The sequence below is a fragment of the Variovorax sp. AC103 genome, from assembly GCF_979254005.1.
The window spans coordinates 360,185-378,827 of sequence record NZ_CEEDFC010000003.1 but is presented as its reverse complement, the minus strand read 5'-3'; the positions used below and the strand labels follow the sequence as shown (position 1 = coordinate 378,827).

The following is an 18,643-nucleotide window of genomic DNA, read 5'->3' as shown; positions in this document are numbered from 1 at the left end:
GGAACGCTTGCACCCATGAGCCTCTCGTCCCTGCTGCTGCAGTTCCTCACCGGGCTGTCGTCGGCTTCGTCGCTGTTCCTCGTGGGGGCCGGCCTTTCGTTGATCTTCGGCGTCACGCGCATCGTCAACTTTGCGCACGGCTCCTTCTTCATGGTCGGCATCTATGTCGCGTACACGCTGGCCGAGAAGCTCGGCGGGGGCGTGGGCTTCTGGTCGGCGCTGGTGATCGCGGCCGTCGCGGTCGGCGTGCTGGGCGCGCTGATCGAGATGGTGCTGCTGCGCCGCATCTACAAATCGCCGGAGCTGTTCCAGCTGCTGGCCACCTTCGCACTCGTGCTCGTCATCAAGGACGCGGTGCTCTACCTGTGGGGGCCCGACGAACTGCTCGGCCCGCGCGCGCCGGGCCTGTCGGGCTCGGTCGAAATCCTGGGGCGGCAGTTCCCGACCTACGACCTGTTCCTGATCGTCGTCGGCCCGGTCGTGCTCGGCCTCATGTGGCTGCTGCTCACGCGCACCCGCTGGGGCACGCTGGTGCGCGCCGCCACGCAAGACCGCGAGATGGTCAGCGCGCTGGGCGTCAACCAGGCTTGGCTCTTCACGGCCGTGTTCGCGCTGGGCGCCATGCTCGCGGGGCTGGGCGGCGCGCTGCAGCTGCCGCGCGAACCGGCCACGCTGGCCATGGACCTCAACACCATCGGCGCGGCCTTCGTGGTCGTGGTGGTGGGCGGCATGGGCTCGATTCCGGGCGCCTATGCGGCGGCCCTGCTGCTGTCCGAGATCAAGGCCGTGTGCATCTGGCTCGGCGTGGTCGACATCTTCGGCTACAGCGTGTCGTTCTCCAAGCTCACGCTGGTGGTCGACTTCATCGTGATGGCCGTGGTGCTGGTGTGGCGCCCGTGGGGCCTGTTCGGCCGTCCGCAGGCACCCAGCCGCTACGTGGGCATGGCCGAGGAGCCGCTGCGCCGCGCGAGCAAGGGCTACCTGTGGCTGGTCGCCGCGCTCGGCGTGGTGCTCATGGCCATGCCGCTGCTCACCGCCGATTCGCCCTACACCACGGTGCTGATGATCGACCTGCTCATCGCCGCGCTGTTCGCCGCCAGCCTGCACTTCATCATGGGCCCGGCCGGCATGCACTCGTTCGGGCATGCCGCGTACTTCGGGCTGGGGGCCTATGGCGCCGCGCTGCTGGTGCGTGCGAGCGGCCTGCCGATGGAGGCCGCGCTCATCGTGGCCCCGCTGGTGGCGGCCGCCGGCGCGCTGGTCTACGGCTGGTTCGCGGTGCGGCTGTCGGGCGTGTACCTGGCCATGCTCACGCTGGCCTTCGCGCAGATCACCTGGGCCGTCGTCTACCAGTGGGACTCGTTCACCGGCGGCAGCAACGGCCTCACGGGCGTGTGGCCTTCGGAGTGGCTGTCGGACAAGCGCATGTACTACTGGCTCACGCTGGTGCTAGTGGCCGCGGGCATCCTGATGCTGCGCCGCGTGCTGTTCTCGCCCTTCGGCTACGCGCTGCGCGCGGGCCGCGACTCGGTGCTGCGCGCCGACGCCATCGGCATCGACGTCAAGCGCATGCAGTGGACGGCCTTCGTCATCGCGGGCACCGCGGCCGGCCTGGCCGGTGCGCTCTACGCCTTCTCCAAGGGCAGCATCTCGCCCGAGAGCCTGAGCGTGGACAAGTCGGTCGACGGCCTGGTGATGGTGCTGCTGGGCGGCATCCAGACGCTGGCCGGACCGGTGGTGGGCGCCGTCACCTTCAGCTGGCTGCACGACACCGTGGCGCGCAACACCGACTACTGGCGCGCGACGCTCGGCGCCATCATCCTGATCCTGGTGCTGCTGTTCCCGCAGGGCATTGCAGGTTTCGCCAAGCAACTGACCGACAAGCTGATGCGCCGCGGCAAGGCCGACGCGCCTGCCGCCGCCGAGGTGAAGGAGGCCAAGGCATGAGCACCCCGCACACTTCCACCACCACCCCGACCGCGCCGCTGCTCAAGGTCGAGAACCTGGGCAAGTCCTTCGGCGGCGTGAAAGCCGTCGACGGCATCAGCTTCGAGCTGCGCGCCGGCGAACTGCTCGCGCTCATCGGCCCCAACGGCGCCGGCAAGTCCACCACCTTCAACATGGTCAACGGCCAGCTCAAGGCCGACCAGGGCTCCATCGTGTTCGACGGCCACGAGCTCGTGGGCCAGAAGCCGCGTGCCATCTGGCGCATGGGCGTGGGCCGCACCTTCCAGATTGCCGAGACCTTCGCCTCGCTCACCGTGGTCGAGAACGTGCAGATGGCCATGCTCTCGCACGACGGCAAGCTGTTCTCCATGTGGCGCCGCGCGGCGGACCACAAGCGCGACGAGGCGCTGGTGCTGCTCGACCAGGTCGGCATGAAGGCCCAGGCCGACCGCCCCTGCAGCGAGCTGGCCTACGGCGACGTCAAGCGCGTGGAGCTGGCCATCGCCATGGCCAACAGCCCGAAGCTGCTGCTGATGGACGAGCCCACCGCCGGCATGGCGCCCAAGGAGCGCAACTCGCTCATGGCGCTGACCAAGGACCTCGTCATCCAGCGCGGCCTGGCCGTGCTGTTCACCGAGCACAGCATGGACGTGGTGTTCGCGTACGCCGACCGCATGATCGTGCTGGCGCGCGGGCGCCTCATCGCGCAGGGCAAGCCGCTGGAAATCCGCGACCACCCGAAGGTGCAGGAGGTGTACTTCGGCAGCGGCAAGACATTCGAAAAAATCGCCGAGAAGGCTGCGGCCGTGTCGGCTGCCCTGGGAGAAACCGCATGAGCGGCGCAGAACTGTTGCTTGAAGCGAAGTCGGTGTGCGCCTGGTATGGCGCCGCGCAGATCCTGTACGACGTCGATCTCGAAGTGCGGCGCGGCGAAGTGGTCGCGCTGATGGGGCGCAACGGCGCGGGCAAGTCGACCACGCTGAAGACGCTGATCGGCATGCTGGCCAAGCGCCGCGGCGCGGTGCGCTTCCTGGGCAACGACATCTCCAGAAGCGAGCCGCATGTGGCCGCGCGGCTGGGCCTGGGCTTCGTGCCCGAAGACCGGCGCGTGTTCACCGACCTCACCGTGACCGAGAACCTCGAGGTGGGCAAGCAGCCCGCGCGCCGCTGGGCCGACGGCACCGACGCGCCGCTGTGGACGCCCGAGCGCCTGTACAAGCTGTTCCCCAACCTCGGCGAAATGCCCAACCGTCCGGGCGGGCGCATGAGCGGCGGCGAGCAGCAGATGCTGACCGTGGCGCGCACGCTGATGGGCAACCCGTACCTGGTGCTGCTCGACGAACCTTCCGAGGGCGTGGCCCCGGTGATCGTCGAGCAGATGGCCAACATGATCCTCGAGCTCAAGTCGCAGGGCGTGAGCATCCTGCTGTCCGAGCAGAACATGCACTTCGCCGAACTCGTGTCCGACCGGGCCTATGTGCTCGAGAAAGGGCAGATCCGCTACCAGGCCACGATGGCCGAGCTCGCGGCCAACGACGAAGTACGCCGCGCCTACCTCAGCGTCTGAGTTTTCTTCAACCCCGGAGTCCACGCCATGCATCGCAGAACCCTCGTGAAATCCGCCGCCGCCCTCGGGCTGGCCAGCGGCCTCGGCAGTTTCGGTTTCAACGCCTTCGCGGCCGGCAAGGTCAAGCCCGGCGCCAAGGCCGCGCTGATCGTGGTCGACGTGCAGAACTGCTTCCTCGACGGCGGCACGCTGGCGGTGAAGGGCGGCAACGAGGTCATTCCGGTCATCAACGCGCTCGCGCCGGCATTCGAGAACATCGTGGTCACGCAAGACTGGCACACGGCGGGCCATGCGTCCTTCGCCAGTACCTACAGCGGCAAGAAGCCCTTCGAGACCACCAAGCTCAGCTACGGCACGCAGGTGCTGTGGCCCGACCACTGCGTGCAGGGCACGGACGACGCCGCGCTCGGCAAGGAGCTGAAGGTGCCGACCGCGCAACTCATCATCCGCAAGGGTTTCCACAAGGACATGGACAGCTACTCGGCCTTCGAGGAAGCCGACCACAAGACGGCCACGGGCCTGGCCGGCTACCTGAAGGCGCGCGGCATCAAGACCGTGTTCGTCACCGGGCTGGCCACCGACTTCTGCGTGGCCTGGACCGCCATGGACGCGCGCAAAGCCGGCTTCGACGCCTACGTGATCGAAGACGCCACGCGCGGCATCGACCTCAACGGCTCGCTGGCCGCGGCTTGGAAGCAGATGGCTGCCAAGGGCGTCAAGCGCATCCAGTCCGCCGACATCCAGGCCGCCTGAGCGCAGCCGCTCGCGACCTCCTGCACGACCAACCCCCACTGCGAGACCCCCGACGCATGAAGCTCTCGATCTCAAGGCGCGCCATGCTGGCGGGCAGCGCAGCCCTGGCCCTCGGTCCCGGCCTCCTGCGCACGGCCCGCGCGGACAACGGCGTGAGCGACACCACCATCCGCATCGGCCAGTCGGCCGTGTTCAGCGGGCCGGCCAAGGACTTCGGCGTGGACTACCGCGCCGGCATCAAGCTGTACTTCGACCGGGCCAACAAGGCGGGCGGCGTGAACGGCCGCAAGATCGAACTCATCACCTACGACGACGCCTACGACCCCGCGAAGACGGCCGTCAACACCGCGAAACTGATCGACGAGGACAAGGTCTTCGCGCTCACCGGCTATGTGGCCACCGGCAACCTCGCGGCCGCGATGCCACTGGCCGAAAAGGCCGGCGTGCCGATGTTCGCGCCCCTGGTGGGCACCAGCTCGTTCCGCGCCAAGACCAACCGCTACCTGTTCCATGTGCGCGCGGGCTACGACCTGGAGCTGCGCAAGATCATCAGCCACCTGTCGACCATCGGCATCCAGTCGATCGCGGTGGTCTACCAGGACAGCGCCTTCGGCAAGTCGAACCTCGTCACCTGCGAGGAGCTCGCGGCCGACTACAAGGTGAAGGTGCTCAAGACCTTCCCGCTGGCCATTGCGGCCGAAGACGCGAAGACCGTGGTCGCCGGCCTGGCGGAGGCCAAGCCCGGCGCGGTCGTGATGATCATGGCGGGGCGCATGGTCGAGGTGTTCATGCGCGACTACCGCGCGAGCGCGGGCGGTGCGCCGCTTTACACGCTGTCGGTGGGCATCACCGACGCGGCCGGCTCCGCCAAGCGGCTCGACGGCAAGCTCGCAGGCCTGGTCACGGCCAGCATCGTGCCGCCGCCCCAGGCGCTGCGCGTGCCCATCGTGGCCGACTACCAGCGCGACCGCGCGGAGTTCGGCGAAAAGATCGACAGCTACACCGCGCTGGAGGGCTACATCGTGGCGCGCGTGATGGTCGAGGGCCTGCGCCGCGCGGGCAAGGCGCTCACGCACGACAGCTTCATCGCCGGGCTCGAGAGCATCGGCAGCACGCGCCTGGGCGACTTCCCCGTCGAATACAGCGCGAAGAACCACAACGGCTCGACCTTCGTGGACCTGGAGATGTACACCCGTGACGGCCAGTTGCGGCGCTGAGCCGCTGCAGCTGCGGGTCAACGGCCGGGCCTGTTCGTTGCCGGGCGTGCCGCGCGAGGCCTCGCTGCTGCACCTGCTGCGCAACGACCTGGGGCTGAACGGCCCCAAGTACGGCTGCGGGCTGGGGCAGTGCGGCGCGTGCACGGTGCACGTCGACGGCGTGGCGGCGCGCGCCTGCGTGATTCCCGCGCACGGCGTGGCGGGCCGCGCGATCACCACGCTCGAAGGGCTGGGGGATGCGACCCCCACGCTCGGCACTTTCGTGTCTTCGCTGCCCCCCGAGGGGGCTGCCGCGCCTTGGGGCGGCCCGGCGGCGCGGCGCGGCGCCTGGCACCCGGTGCAGGCCGCGTTCGAAGACGCGCAGGCCGCGCAGTGCGGCTACTGCCTGAACGGCATGGTCATGCAGGCGGCGGCCTTGCTGGCGCGCGAACCGGACGCGAGCGAGGCGCGCATCCGCGCCGAGCTGTCGGGCAACCTGTGCCGTTGCGGCACGCACATCGAAATTCTCGATGCGGTGCAGCGCGCGGCGGTGCGCATGCGCGCCCCTTCCAACCCATGACCCGCCGCGCCGATCTGCCGCAAACCCGCGCCGAATTCCTGTCGGCCGACGGCGTGCTGCTCGTCGTGCGCGAGGCCCCGCCTGCGCCGCCGCCCGCCCAGGGCCAGCCCGCGCTGATCGCAGGCAACCCCATCGAGGGCGACGAGGTGCTGCTCGCCGTGTGGGACGACGGCAGCGCCTCCGCGCTCAACGGCCACGTCGACCTGGGCACCGGCATCCAGACCGCGCTCGGGCAGATCGTGGCCGAGGAGCTCGACCTCGGCATGCCCTGTGTGCGCGTGATGCTCGGCGACACCGCGCGCGCGCCCAACCAGGGCGCGACCATCGCGAGCGCGTCGATCCAGATCCATGCGCAGCCGTTGCGCCTGGCCGCCGCGCAGGCGCGTGCCTGGCTGCTCGCGCGCGCGGCCGAGCGGCTCGGCGTGGCCGCCGAGGCACTGCAGGTGCGCAACGGCGTGGTGCGCGTCACCGAAGCGCCGGACCGCCAGGTTCGCTATGGCGAGCTCGTGGCCGGCCAGCGCACCGTGCTGCGGCTCGACTCGACGGCGACACCGAAGGACCCGGCCGACTACCGCGTGGTCGGCACGCGGCAGGCGCGCGTGGACATTCCGGCCAAGCTGGCCGGCGAGCTCGTCTTCGTGCACGACATGCGCGTGCCCGGCATGCTGCACGGGCGCGTGGTGCGTCCGCCGTATGCGGGCGCGGACCACGGCGAGTTCATCGGCAACACGCTCGAAGCGGTGGACGCGTCGTCCATCGCGCACATCCCCGGCATCCGCGCCGTGGTCGTCATCCGCGACTTCGTCGGCATCGTGGCCGAGCGCGAGGAGCACGCCGAGCAGGCGCTGCGCGAACTGCGCGTCACCTGGAAGCCGTGGCCCGGCATGCCCGACCTGAGCGACGTGGCGCAGGCCCTGCGCGACAACCCCTCGACGCAGCGCCTGCTGGTCGACGAGGGCGATGTCGATGGCGCGATCGCCTCGGCCGCCCAGCCGATGCAGCGCACGTATGTGTGGCCGTACCAGATGCATGCGTCCATCGGCCCGTCGTGCGCGCTGGCCGAGTGGCTGCCCGACGACGGCAGCGGCATGGGTTCCGCCGCCGGGCCGCTCCCAAGGCGGAACGCGGCCCCCCCGGGGGGCAGCGACCCACACGCAGCGGGGGAGAGCGGGGGCATCGTCCTTCGTTGCTGGGCCGGCTCGCAGAACCCGCACGTGCTGCGCGCCGACCTCGCCAAGCTCATGGGCGTGCAAGACGTGCAGGTCGACGTGGTCCGCATGGAGGCCGCGGGCTGCTACGGCCGCAACGGCGCCGACGACGTGGCTGCCGACGCGGCGCTGCTCGCGCGCGCAGTCGGCGCGCCGGTGCGCGTGCAGCTCACACGCGAACAGGAGCATGCCTGGGAGCCCAAGGGCGCCGCGCAGCTCATGGAGATCGACGGCGGCCTGACGGCCGACGGCCGCGTCGCCGCCTACGACTTCGAGACCTCGTACCCGTCGAACGGCGCCCCCACGCTGGCGCTGCTGCTCACGCGCACCATCGAGCCGGTGGCGCAGGCCTACGAGATGGGCGACCGCACCGCGCGCCCGCCCTACAGCTACGACAACCTGCGCGTGAAGGTGAACGACATGGCGCCGATCGTGCGCGCCTCGTGGCTGCGCGGCGTGTCGGCGCTGCCGAGCTCGTTCGCGCACGAGTCGTACATCGACGAGCTCGCCACGGCCGCGGGCGTGGACCCGGTGCAGTTCCGCCTGCGCCACCTGCAGGACCCGCGCGCGGTCGAACTGGTGCAGGCCACGGCGCAGAAGGCCGGCTGGCGCATGCGCACCGGGCCGCAGGAGCACGCGGACGGCGGGCTGGGCGAGGGCGGCGACATCCTCTTCGGCCAGGGCTTTGCCTATGCGCGCTACATCCACAGCAAGTGGCCGGGTTTCGGCGCGGCGTGGGCCGCGTGGGTGGCCGACGTGGAGGTCAACCGCAAGACCGGCGAGGTGCATGTGCGCCGCGTGGTGGTGGGGCACGACGCGGGGTTGATGATCAACCCGGCGGGGGTCGAGCACCAGATCCACGGCAACGTGATCCAGACCACGAGCCGGGCGTTGAAGGAGCGCGTGCAGTTCGCGCCGCAGCAGCCGCAGCAGCAAGCGGAAGGCGGCGTGCAGTTGCCGGGCGTGCTGCCCTCGGGCGTGGTCGCGAGCCGCGAGTGGGGCAGCTACCCGATCATCAATTTCCGCGAAGTCCCGGTGATCGAGGTGATGCACATGCCCCGGCCCGGCGAGCCTTCTCTGGGGGCGGGCGAGTCGTCGTCGGTGCCGGGCACGGCGGCCATTGCGAACGCCATTTTCGATGCGACGGGGGTGCGGTTCCGCTCGCCGCCGTTCACGCCCGAGACGGTGCTCGCGGAGCTGAACCGGGGTTTGATCCCTCCCCCTCCGGGGGAGGGCGGGGGTGGGGGCCTGCGGCGTTCGAACGGTGAGGCCACCGTGCCCCCATCCCGGCCTTCCTCCAGCGGGGGAAGGAGCAATGCACCTTGGCCGCGGCGCAAGGGCGTATGGGCCACGGGCGCTGCACTCGTCGTCGGCGGCATCGGCGTCATCGCCGGCCTGCTCGGCTGGCGCTCCGCCATCGCGCCCGTGTCGCTCACCGCGCCGGTCTACAGCCAGTCCACCATCGAGCGCGGCCGCGTGCTCGCCGCGGCGGGCGATTGCGCCGTGTGCCACACCGCGCCCGGCGGCACCGTCAACGCCGGCGGCCGTGCGATGGACACGCCCTTCGGCACGCTCTACACCACCAACCTCACGCCCGATGCCGACACGGGCCTGGGCCGCTGGTCGTTCAGCGCCTTCCAGCGCGCGATGCGCGAAGGCGTCTCGCGCGACGGGCACTACCTGTACCCCGCCTTCCCCTACACGGCCTTCGCCAAGACCAGCGACGACGACCTGCAGGCGCTCTACGCGTACTTCATGTCGATGCCCGCGGTGCGCGCGGAAACGCCCAGGTCCGAGCTCAAGTTCCCGTTCAGCATGCGGCCCTTGATGGCCGGCTGGAATGCGCTGTTCCACGACCCCGCGCCGATGCAGCCCGTGGCCACGCAAAGCGCCGAGTGGAACCGCGGGGCCTACCTCGTCAACGGCCTGGGCCATTGCGGCGCCTGCCACACGCCGCGCAATGCCCTGGGTGCGGAGCAGGGCGGCAGTGCATTCCTGTCGGGTGCGATGGTCGACGGCTGGGAGGCGCCGGCGCTCACGCAGCGGTCGTTGTCCGCCGTGCCGTGGGACGCCGACGCGCTGTACCGCTACCTGCGCCACGGCCACGCGCCAGGCCATGGCATGGCCGGCGGGCCGATGGCCGAGGTGGTGCGCGAGCTGCAACAGGTGCCCGACGAAGACGTGCGCGCCATGGCCACGTACCTCGGTTCGTTCAACCCCGCACCGGCCGCCGACCCGAAGGCCGTGGCGCAGCAAGTGGTGGACAACGCCGCACGCACGCAAGGCCAGCTGCTCGGCCCCGCGCAGCGCATGTTCGACAGCGCCTGCGCGTCCTGCCATCACGACGGCAACGGTCCCACGTTGCTGGGCGTGAACACGCCGCTCGCGCTCAACAGCAACCTCACGAGCGCGAAACCCGACAACCTGCTGCGCACCATCCTCGACGGCGTGCGCGAGCCCGCGACGCGCGACATCGGCTTCATGCCGGCGTTCCGCGAGGCGCTCGACGACCGGCAGATTGCCGAGCTGGCCGGCTACATGCGCGCGCGCTTCGCGCCGCAGGAGCCGGCCTGGAAGAACCTGCCGGCCGAGGTGGCGCGCGTGCGGGCCGATCCCGGGCACTGACCGGGATACGGGCAGCAAGAAGAAGCGCTGGCGAAGGCCATCCCCGCGAACGCGCCGCTACGATGCCACGTAGCGCACCCATTCACGGAGACAAACGCCATGCCATTGAATCTTTCGACTTCTTCCAGCCTGCCCCGCGACGCCGAGCGCGCCACCCTTGTGGGGCGCCTGTGGCAGCCCGGCGTGGGGCCGGTGCTGGTGGCCGTGCACGACGGGGGCCTGCACGACCTGTCTAAGCTCGCGCCCACCATGAGCGACCTGCTCGAAGGCGACGAAGCGCCAGCAGAAGCGGTTCGCCGCGCATTGCAGGGCGCACCGCGCATCGCCTCGCTGGACGAAGCCATCGCCAACAGCGATGAAACCGCACGCGACACGAACAAGCCCTGGCTGCTCGCCCCCTGCGACCTGCAGGCCATCAAGGCCAGCGGCGTGACCTTCGTCGCGAGCCTGCTGGAGCGCGTCATCGAGGAGCAGGCGCGCGGCGATGCCTCGCGGGCCGAGGCCACGCGCGCGGCCATCGGCGGCGTGCTGGGCGACAACCTCGCCGACATCGTGCCTGGCTCGCCCGAGGCCATGAAGGTCAAGGAGGTGCTGATCGCCCAGGGCGTGTGGTCGCAGTACCTCGAGGTCGGCATCGGCCCCGACGCCGAGATCTTCACCAAGGCCCCGGTGCTGGCGGCCGTGGGCACGGGCGCCGACGTGGGCATTCACGCGGGCTCGGTGTGGAACAACCCCGAGCCCGAGGTGGTGCTGGCCGTCAACAGCCGCGGAGAAACGCTCGGCGCCGCCTTGGGCAACGACGTCAACCTGCGCGACTTCGAAGGCCGCAGCGCCCTGCTGCTGGGCAAGGCCAAGGACAACAACGCCTCGTGCGCCATCGGCCCGTTCATTCGCCTGTTTGATGCGCACTTCGGCATTGCCGACGTGCGCCGCATCACCGTGGCACTGGAAGTGACGGGCCCCGAGGGCTTCACCCTCGAAGGCTCCAGCTCGTTGTCGAAGATCAGCCGCGACCCGCTGGACCTCGTCGCACAGACCATCGGCAAGCACCACGCCTACCCGGACGGCTTCATGTTGTTTCTTGGAACCATGTTCGCACCGACACAAGACCGTCATGGGCCTGGGCAAGGATTCACCCATGTGGTGGGGGACCGCGTGCGCATCGCCGCACCCGAACTCGGTGCATTGATCAACCGCGTGGTGCATGCGGACCAGGCGCCGCGTTGGACTTTCGGTGTCGGCGCGTTGATGCGCAACTTGGGGCAACGCGGGCTGCTGTAGCCGTTCCGTAGACGTTCTGCGAATTGAATCCAGGGAGCTGTACTCCTTTGTGATTCATTGAGCGGGCATCCTGTCCGTTGCTGTTGACCGCGCTTCGCGTTCCCCTCAAGATAACCGTTGTTGACGAACAGTTAACTAAGGGAGAAGAGGTTGTCGCAAAGCGAGATCGAACTATTGCAGTCGGCGGTGGATGGCGCGCGCGCGTGCGGCGAAGACCTCGAATACGACCCTGATTTCCTGGCATTGCAGCAGTCCATCACGGGCAAGCGCGAGCAGCAGTTCGGCTCGACCATCATCCCCGCGGAACCGCCCGACTGGGCGCGCGTGGAGCGCCTTGCCAGGCAGCTGTGCACCCGCACGCGGGACCTGCGGGTGCTGGTGCCTCTCACACTGGCATGGACCGAAAGCCGCGGATTGCCCGGCTACGTCGAAGGCCTGCAGCTGGTGGACGCCGTGCTGCGCACCTTCTGGAACGAGGTGCATCCCGTCGTCACTGACGGCGACTTCGAAGACCCGCTGCCGCGCATGAATGCGCTGGCCGCGCTGGCCGAAGCCGAAGGCCTCGGGCGCAGCGTGCGCGATGCGAAGCTGCTCGACGATGCCGGCACCTCGATGAGCCTGCGGCAGGTCGAGGCGCTGCTCGATTCGAGCAAGACCGACCACCAGATCGACTACCCCGGCGGCATCGGCCGCCTGCGCGACGCGGCACGGCGCGCGCATGAGAAATCGGCGCCACCGGTGGTGGCCCTGCGTGCGGCGCTGGAGCTGCTGCAGCGCATTCGCGAGACCTGCGAGCGTGCCCTGGGCCAGAGCTGGGCACCCGATTTCTCGCGCCTCGAACGTTCGCTGCGCACCGTGATGCAACTGCTGCCGGAGCAGGCGCCGGCCGACATGACGAAAGTCATGGAGGCCCACGCTGGAGCCGATCCGACGGGTGTTGAACTTTCCACTACAGCTGCGCAAAGTACCGCCGCAAGTCAAGCAAATGGCGGTATCGGCCTACGCGCCGCGCTTGTTAAAGATATTGAAATATTCAGTCGTGATGATGTGCAAGTTCTGTTGGAAAAAGCTTGCCGTTATCTGGAGCGTGCGGAGCCCAGCCATCCCGCGCCCATGCTGATACGAAGAGCACAGCGACTTCTGGACCTCAATTTTTTCCAGATCATCGAAGAACTCGTGCCCGAGGGTTTGCAAAAGATAGAGAGCCTTGCGGGGCGGCCGTCCAGCGGCGCCGGCAACGCCGAATAGCCGCGCCGCACTGCCCGTGAGAGGGCGACAGGCGTGGCAGGGAGAGGGGCGCATCCCCCACGCATTTCAGATTCAAGAGGAAGCTTTATGGCAGACAACCGTGTCAGAAACAGTGGTCAGAAGTTCATTTCGCGCAACCGTGCGCCGCGCGTGCAGATCGAGTACGACGTGGAGATCTACGGCAGCGAACGCAAGATCCAGCTGCCCTTCGTGATGGGCGTCATCGCCGACCTCGCGGGCAAGCAGACGGACCCGATGCCCGACCTCGCGGAGCGCGAGTTCATGGCGGTGGACATCGACAACTTCGACGAGCGCATGAAGGCCATCAAGCCGCGCGTGGCCTTCCAGGTGCCCAACACGCTCACGGGCGACGGCCAGATGAACGTGGACATCACCTTCGACAGCATGGACGACTTCTCGCCCGCGCGCATCGCGCGCCAGGTCGATGCGCTGCAGCAGTTGCTGGAAGCGCGCACCGAACTGTCGAACCTGCTGTCGTACATGGACGGCAAGAACGGCGCGGAGCAGCTCATCGCGCAGGCACTGCAGAACCCGGCGCTGCTGAAGTCGCTGGCTACCGCGCCCAACCCGGCCGTGGCCAAGGCGGTGGAAGCCGCGAACGAGAAGTCGGGCACGCCCGGCAACCCCGGTACCTCTTCAGAGTAAGCGCGAGCAGCAAGGACAGCCACCATGAGCACCGCATCCCAAAAGACCGCCGCGCAGGCGCAGGCCACCGTCGAGGCGCTTGCGCCCAACGAGTTCTCCGACCTGCTGCAGCGCGAGTTCAAGCCCAAGACCGACCAGGCCCGCGAGGCGGTGGAGAACGCCGTCAAGACGCTGGCCGTGCAGGCGCTGGAGAACACGGTCACCATCTCCAACGATGCCTACCGCTCGGTGCAGGCCATCATCACCGAGATCGACCGTAAGCTCTCCGAGCAGATCAACCAGATCCTGCACCACGAAGAGTTCCAGCAGCTCGAGGGCGCATGGCGCGGCCTGCACTACCTGGTGAACAACACCGAGACCGACGAGCAGCTCAAGATCCGCGTGATGTGCGCGTCCAAGCGCGAAGTGGCGCGCTCGCTCAAGCGCCACAAGGGCATCGGCTGGGACCAGAGCCCGCTGTTCAAGAAGATCTACGAGGCCGAGTACGGCCAGTTCGGCGGCGAGCCCTTCGGGGCGCTCATCGGCGACTTCCACTTCGACCACAGCCCGCCCGACGTCGAGATGCTCGGCGAGATGGCCAAGATCGCCGCGGCCGCGCACTGCCCCTTCATCGCCGGCGCATCGCCCACCGTGATGCAGATGGACTCGTGGCAGGAGCTGTCGAACCCGCGCGACCTGACCAAGATCTTCCAGAACACCGAGCACACCGCCTGGCGCTCGCTGCGCGATTCGGAAGACGCGCGCTACATCGGCCTGGCCATGCCGCGCTTCCTGGCGCGCCTGCCCTACGGTGCGCGCACCAACCCGGTCGACGAGTTCGAGTTCGAGGAAGAGACCGACTCGGCCGCGCACAACCGCTACACCTGGGCCAACTCGGCCTACGCCATGGGCGTGAACATCAACCGCTCGTTCAAGCAGTACGGCTGGTGCACCTCCATCCGCGGCGTGGAGTCGGGCGGCGCGGTGGAGAACCTGCCCACCCACACCTTCCCCACCGACGACGGCGGCGTGGACATGAAGTGCCCGACCGAGATCGCCATCAGCGACCGGCGCGAGGCCGAGCTCGCCAAGAACGGCTTCATGCCGCTGGTGCACCGCAAGAACTCCGACTTCGCGGCCTTCATCGGCGCGCAGTCGCTGCAGCTGCCGGCCGAGTACTACGACGCCGACGCCACGGCCAACGCCAACCTGGCCGCGCGCCTGCCGTACCTGTTTGCCTGCTGCCGTTTCGCGCACTACCTGAAGTGCATCGTGCGCGACAAGATCGGCTCGTTCCGCGAGCGCGAGGACATGGAGCGCTGGCTGAACGACTGGATCATGAACTACGTCGACGGCAGCCCCGGCACCTCGTCGCAGGACACCAAGGCCATGAAGCCGCTGGCCGCGGCCGAGGTCCAGGTCGAAGCCATCGAGGACAACCCGGGCTACTACGCCGCGAAGTTTTTTCTCCGGCCGCACTACCAGCTCGAAGGGCTGACCGTGTCGTTGCGGCTGGTTTCGAAGCTGCCGTCCAACAAGAAGGACAGCAGCTAATTCAACGGTGTCCCGAATCCGGGCGCAAATCACTCTGGGAGTTGACTATGGCAGTAGACATGTTCATGCGCGTCGAAGGCGCAGGCGGTGAATCCAAAGACTCGAATCACAAGGACTGGACCGACATCAAGTCGTTCGCCTGGGGCGCGACGCAGCCCGGAAACATGGTCAGTGGCGGTGGCGGCGGTGTGGGCAAGGCGAGCTTCAACGACCTGCAGGTGCTCGCACGCATCGACAAGGCCGCGCCTGCCGTGCTGAAGAACTGCGCCAGCGGCAAGCACCTGGCAAAGATCGAAGTGTCGGTGTGCAAGGCCGGCGGCGGGCAGATCGAATACACGCGCGTCACGCTCGAAGAGGTGCTGGTCACCTCGGTGCAGTACACGGCCGAACAAGGCTCGGACGCCGTGTTCGTGCAGTACAGCTTCCAGGCCGCGAAGGTCAAGCAGCAGTACTGGGAGCAGACCAGCTCCGGCGGCAAGGGCGCCGAGACCGTGCTGGGCTGGAACATCAAGGAAAACAAGGAAGCCTGATTTCCCTGGCCGCTTTCCGGTGATGTGAGCGCGGCCGGTCTGCCCGACCGGCCGCCCTGTTTTTTCGACGGCCTGCATGCGCTGCAGGTTCGTCTTTCGCACCGTGGCCTTGCGTGCCACGTGCCAGTCAGTCAGTGAGGACGCTTCATGGGAGATGGCTTTGCAGTGCTCGGCGAACGGTCCGTGGCCGAGCACACCGAATGGGTGCAGCGGCAGATCCGCGCCAGCCCACAGAACGCCAGCCTGCGCCTCGCGCTGTGCCACTTTCTTGCGCTGCGCGGCGAGTGGCAGCGCGCCGAAGACCAGCTCAAGCTGGCCACCAAGCTCGACCCCACCTTCACACCCGCCAGCGTCACCTGCGCGATGGCGCTCGCGGGCGAGCGGCATCGCGCCGAGTTCTGGCGCGGCGCACGCGCGCCGGCCCTGCTCGGGGGCAATGCGGAATGGGTCGAGCAGCTGATGGCCGCGGCAGCGCTGCCGGCCGAGCGCGCCGACGAAGCCGCCGCGCTGCGTGACAGCGCGCGGCAGTCCGCACCCGCGCTGCAAGGCGCGCTGACCAGCGTGGACCGCAGCGATTCGCGTGCCGCCCATTCGCTCGATGACGAGCCCGTGGAACGCACCGGCTTTGCCTGGCTGTGCGACGGCGACGTGCGCATCGGCCCGGTGCTGGAGCTGCTCACGCCCTCGGGCTACGCCTGGCTGCCGCTGACAGAGGCGCGCCGCATCAAGTTCTCGCGCCCGCAGCACCTGGTCGACCTGCTGTGGACGCCCGCGCAGATCGAGCTGCACGACGGCCGCGCGCTCAACGGCCTGGTGCCGGTGCGCTACCCTGGCACGCTGGAAGGGCAGGACGACGCCATCACGCTGGGCCGCCGCACCGACTGGCTGCCGCTGGCCGGCGAAGCGCAGTACGCCGGCGTGGGCCAGCGCACGCTGATCAGCGAGGCCGGCGACCATTCGCTGCTCGACGTGCGCCTGATCGAGTTCACGCCGGAGGACGCCAAGGCATGAGCGCGATGCTGGACACCGACGGCGAGCAGCAGGAAAGCGTTGCGCGCGACCGCCTGCAGCCGGTGCTGCTCGACCGCCTGACCGACAAGACGCCGCAGACCCGCCAGGAGCGCGCGGGCGCCTTTCTCATGAGCGGCAAGCTGCTGCGCGACTCGGTGCTGCGCGACCTGCAGTGGCTGCTGAACACCGCCAACTTCGGCGCCGACCACACCATCAACACCATGCCCCGCGCGCGCGGCTCGGTGGTGAACTACGGCGTGCGCGGCTGGGCCGGCGGGCGCATGTCGGAGGTCGACTTCGCCGACGTCGAGGCCGCCATCCGCGCCGCCATCATCGACTTCGAGCCGCGCATCATGAAAGACAGCATCGACGTGCGCTGCGTGACCGACGCAAACGACCTGGAGCACCACAACCTGCTCGCGCTGGAGATCCGCGGCACGCTGTGGTCGGTGCCGTACCCGATCGAGTTCATCCTGCGTTCGGAGCTGGACCTGGAAAGCGGGCACATGGTGCTGCGCCCCACCGGAGGCCTCTGAATGGACGCCAAGCTGCTCGACTACTACAACCGCGAGCTCACCTACATGCACGAGCTCGGGGCCGAGTTCGCGCAGCGCTACCCCAAGATCGCGGGCCGCCTGGGCATGCGCGGCATCGAGGTCAGCGACCCGTACGTGGAGCGCCTGCTCGAAGGCTTCAGCTTTCTCACCGCGCGCATCCAGCTGAAGATGGACGCGGAGTTTCCGCGCTTCTCGCAGCGGCTGCTCGAGGTGGTGTATCCCAACTTCCTCGCGCCGCTGCCCGCCATGGCGGTGGTGCAGATCGACGGCAATCTCAACGAAGGCTCGCTGAAGGCGGGCTACGAGCTGCCGCGCCACACCATCCTGCGCGGCCGCATGATCAAGGGCGAGCAGACGGCCTGCGAGTTCCGCACCGGCCATGCCGTCACGCTGTGGCCCCTCCGCATCGCGGAGGCCGGCATCGGCCCGGTGCCGGCGGACATCGGGCATGCCATGCCCATGGTGGCGCGGCAGGCCAGGAGCGCCATCACCCTCAAGCTCGAAGCGGTGGGCGGCGCACGCTTTGCCGACATGCCGCTCGACCGCCTCGAGTTCTTCCTGTCGGGCGCCGAGCTGCATGCGTTGCGCGTGCTGGAACTTGCCGCGCACCACAGCGTGGGCGTGGTGTGCCGCAGCGGTCCCGGCGCATCGGGCGGCACGGCGCGCATCGTGCCGCTGGGCGACGACGCCATCAAGCACGAGGGCTTCGACCCCGAGCAGGCCCTGCTGCCCTACGACGCGCGCTCGTTCCAGGGCTACCGCCTGCTGCACGAGTACTTCGCGTTTCCCGAGCGCTACCTGTTCTTCAGCGTGAACAAGCTGCGCGCGGCGGCCGCGGCGATGGGCGGCACCACGATGGAGATCGTGATCCTGCTCGACCGCGCCGACGCCGACCTCGAACGCGTGGTCGACGCCAAGCATTTCTCGCTGTTCTGCACGCCCATCATCAACCTGGTGCCGCGCCGCAGCGACCGCATTCCGGTGGGGCCGGGCCAGCACGAGCACCATGCGGTGATCGACCGCACGCGGCCGCGCGACTTCGAGATCTTCACGGTGGAGCGCGTCACCGGCCACATGGCCAACGGCTCCGAAGAGCGCGAGTTCCGGCCCTTTCTCGGCTCGTTCGCGGCGGATGACGGCGACTTCGGCGCCTACTTCTCGCTGCGCCGCGAGCCGCGCCTGGTGTCCGACCGCGCCCGCGCGCAGGGCACCCGCACCAGCTACACCGGCAGCGAGGTGTACGTGTCGCTGGTCGACCAGCACGACGCGCCCTTCGCACACAGCATGCGCCACATCACGCTGGACGCGCTGTGCACCAACCGCGACCTGCCGCTGCTGCTGCCCACCGGGCTGGAGTCGGACTTCACGCTGCGCGTGTCCGCGCCGGTGCGCGCCATCCGCATCCTGCGCGGGCCGTCGCGGCCCTACCCGGCGCTGGCCGAAGGCGCGCTCACGTGGCGCCTCATCAGCCACCTGGGCCTGAACTACCTGAGCCTCACCGACGTGGACGCGGCGCAGGGCGCGTCGGCCTTGCGCGAGATGCTCGACCTGTACGGCAACCTCGCCGACCCGGCGGTGCGCCGTCAGATCCAGGGCGTGCGCTCGATGGCGCTGGCACCGGTGTTCCGCCGCCTGCCCGAGCCGGGCCCCATCGTGTTCGGCCGCGGCGTGGAGATTGCGCTGAAGATCGACGAGGTCGCGTTCTCCGGCGCGAGCCCGTACCTGTTCGGCGCCGTGCTGGAGCAGTTCTTCAGCCGCCACGTGTCGCTCAATTCGTTCACCGAGTTCGCGCTGTCCAGCCTGCAGCGCGGCGAAATCGCGCGCTGGACCCCCCGCGTGGGACGCCGCCCGGCCGTATGAGCGACACCGGCATCACCGACCGCGCCGAGGGCCTGGAAGGCCGGGAGGGCAACGACAACCCGCCGCAGGCTGTACAGACCC

15 protein-coding genes are annotated in these 18,643 nt (G+C 69.0%); all 15 read left to right on the top strand.

Translation table 11 applies throughout. The features are described from left to right. Positions 1-15 precede the first annotated feature (15 nt). Complete coding sequence (locus tag AC0IYU_RS06435; RefSeq protein WP_435488128.1) at positions 16-1,947, top strand: ABC transporter permease; 1,932 nt, start codon at positions 16-18, stop codon at positions 1,945-1,947. Further along, a complete protein-coding gene (locus AC0IYU_RS06430; RefSeq protein ID WP_472114268.1) occupies positions 1,944-2,783 on the top strand; it encodes an ABC transporter ATP-binding protein in 840 nt (279 codons plus the stop codon). The genes AC0IYU_RS06435 and AC0IYU_RS06430 overlap by 4 nt, the downstream gene beginning before the upstream one ends. Beyond that, positions 2,780-3,514 (top strand): ABC transporter ATP-binding protein, encoded by a 735-nt coding sequence (locus AC0IYU_RS06425; protein ID WP_472114265.1) that lies wholly within the window; start codon positions 2,780-2,782, stop codon positions 3,512-3,514. Before AC0IYU_RS06430 ends, AC0IYU_RS06425 begins: the two co-directional genes overlap by 4 nt. A 27-nt stretch (positions 3,515-3,541) precedes the next feature. Beyond that, the gene (pncA, locus tag AC0IYU_RS06420; RefSeq protein WP_472114263.1) at positions 3,542-4,267 is read left to right on the top strand and encodes a bifunctional nicotinamidase/pyrazinamidase; all 726 of its coding nucleotides are present in this window, start codon (positions 3,542-3,544) and stop codon (positions 4,265-4,267) included. 56 nt (positions 4,268-4,323) lie between these two features. After that, positions 4,324-5,484 (top strand): ABC transporter substrate-binding protein, encoded by a 1,161-nt coding sequence (locus AC0IYU_RS06415; protein ID WP_472114261.1) that lies wholly within the window; start codon positions 4,324-4,326, stop codon positions 5,482-5,484. After that, positions 5,462-6,043, top strand: a complete 582-nt coding sequence (locus tag AC0IYU_RS06410; RefSeq protein ID WP_472114258.1) for a (2Fe-2S)-binding protein — start codon at positions 5,462-5,464, stop codon at positions 6,041-6,043. Before AC0IYU_RS06415 ends, AC0IYU_RS06410 begins: the two co-directional genes overlap by 23 nt. After that, on the top strand, positions 6,040-9,876 hold the full coding sequence (locus AC0IYU_RS06405; RefSeq protein ID WP_472114255.1) for a molybdopterin cofactor-binding domain-containing protein: 3,837 nt from the start codon (positions 6,040-6,042) through the stop codon (positions 9,874-9,876). Before AC0IYU_RS06410 ends, AC0IYU_RS06405 begins: the two co-directional genes overlap by 4 nt. A gap of 99 nt (positions 9,877-9,975) precedes the next feature. Continuing rightward, positions 9,976-11,157, top strand: coding sequence for a fumarylacetoacetate hydrolase family protein (locus tag AC0IYU_RS06400; RefSeq protein WP_472114252.1), 1,182 nt, complete (start codon positions 9,976-9,978; stop codon positions 11,155-11,157). A gap of 150 nt (positions 11,158-11,307) precedes the next feature. Beyond that, entirely contained in the window at positions 11,308-12,405 is a 1,098-nt protein-coding gene (tssA, locus tag AC0IYU_RS06395) for a type VI secretion system protein TssA (protein WP_472114249.1), read from the top strand. 87 nt (positions 12,406-12,492) lie between these two features. After that, complete coding sequence (gene tssB / locus AC0IYU_RS06390; RefSeq protein WP_435488136.1) at positions 12,493-13,071, top strand: type VI secretion system contractile sheath small subunit; 579 nt, start codon at positions 12,493-12,495, stop codon at positions 13,069-13,071. A 24-nt stretch (positions 13,072-13,095) separates the two neighbouring features. Further along, the gene (gene tssC / locus AC0IYU_RS06385) at positions 13,096-14,604 is read left to right on the top strand and encodes a type VI secretion system contractile sheath large subunit (RefSeq protein WP_472114246.1); all 1,509 of its coding nucleotides are present in this window, start codon (positions 13,096-13,098) and stop codon (positions 14,602-14,604) included. Positions 14,605-14,651: 47 nt separating this feature from the next. After that, positions 14,652-15,134, top strand: coding sequence for an Hcp family type VI secretion system effector (locus AC0IYU_RS06380; RefSeq protein ID WP_435441482.1), 483 nt, complete (start codon positions 14,652-14,654; stop codon positions 15,132-15,134). Positions 15,135-15,281: 147 nt separating this feature from the next. Beyond that, a complete protein-coding gene (locus tag AC0IYU_RS06375) occupies positions 15,282-16,145 on the top strand; it encodes a type VI secretion system accessory protein TagJ (protein WP_472114243.1) in 864 nt (287 codons plus the stop codon). Continuing rightward, the gene (gene tssE / locus AC0IYU_RS06370; protein WP_435441484.1) at positions 16,142-16,681 is read left to right on the top strand and encodes a type VI secretion system baseplate subunit TssE; all 540 of its coding nucleotides are present in this window, start codon (positions 16,142-16,144) and stop codon (positions 16,679-16,681) included. The genes AC0IYU_RS06375 and tssE overlap by 4 nt, the downstream gene beginning before the upstream one ends. Then, positions 16,682-18,562 carry a type VI secretion system baseplate subunit TssF gene (gene tssF / locus AC0IYU_RS06365; RefSeq protein ID WP_472114240.1) on the top strand — a complete coding sequence of 627 codons (1,881 nt, stop codon included), beginning with the start codon at positions 16,682-16,684 and terminating at the stop codon, positions 18,560-18,562. It begins immediately after the preceding gene. Positions 18,563-18,643 lie beyond the last annotated feature (81 nt).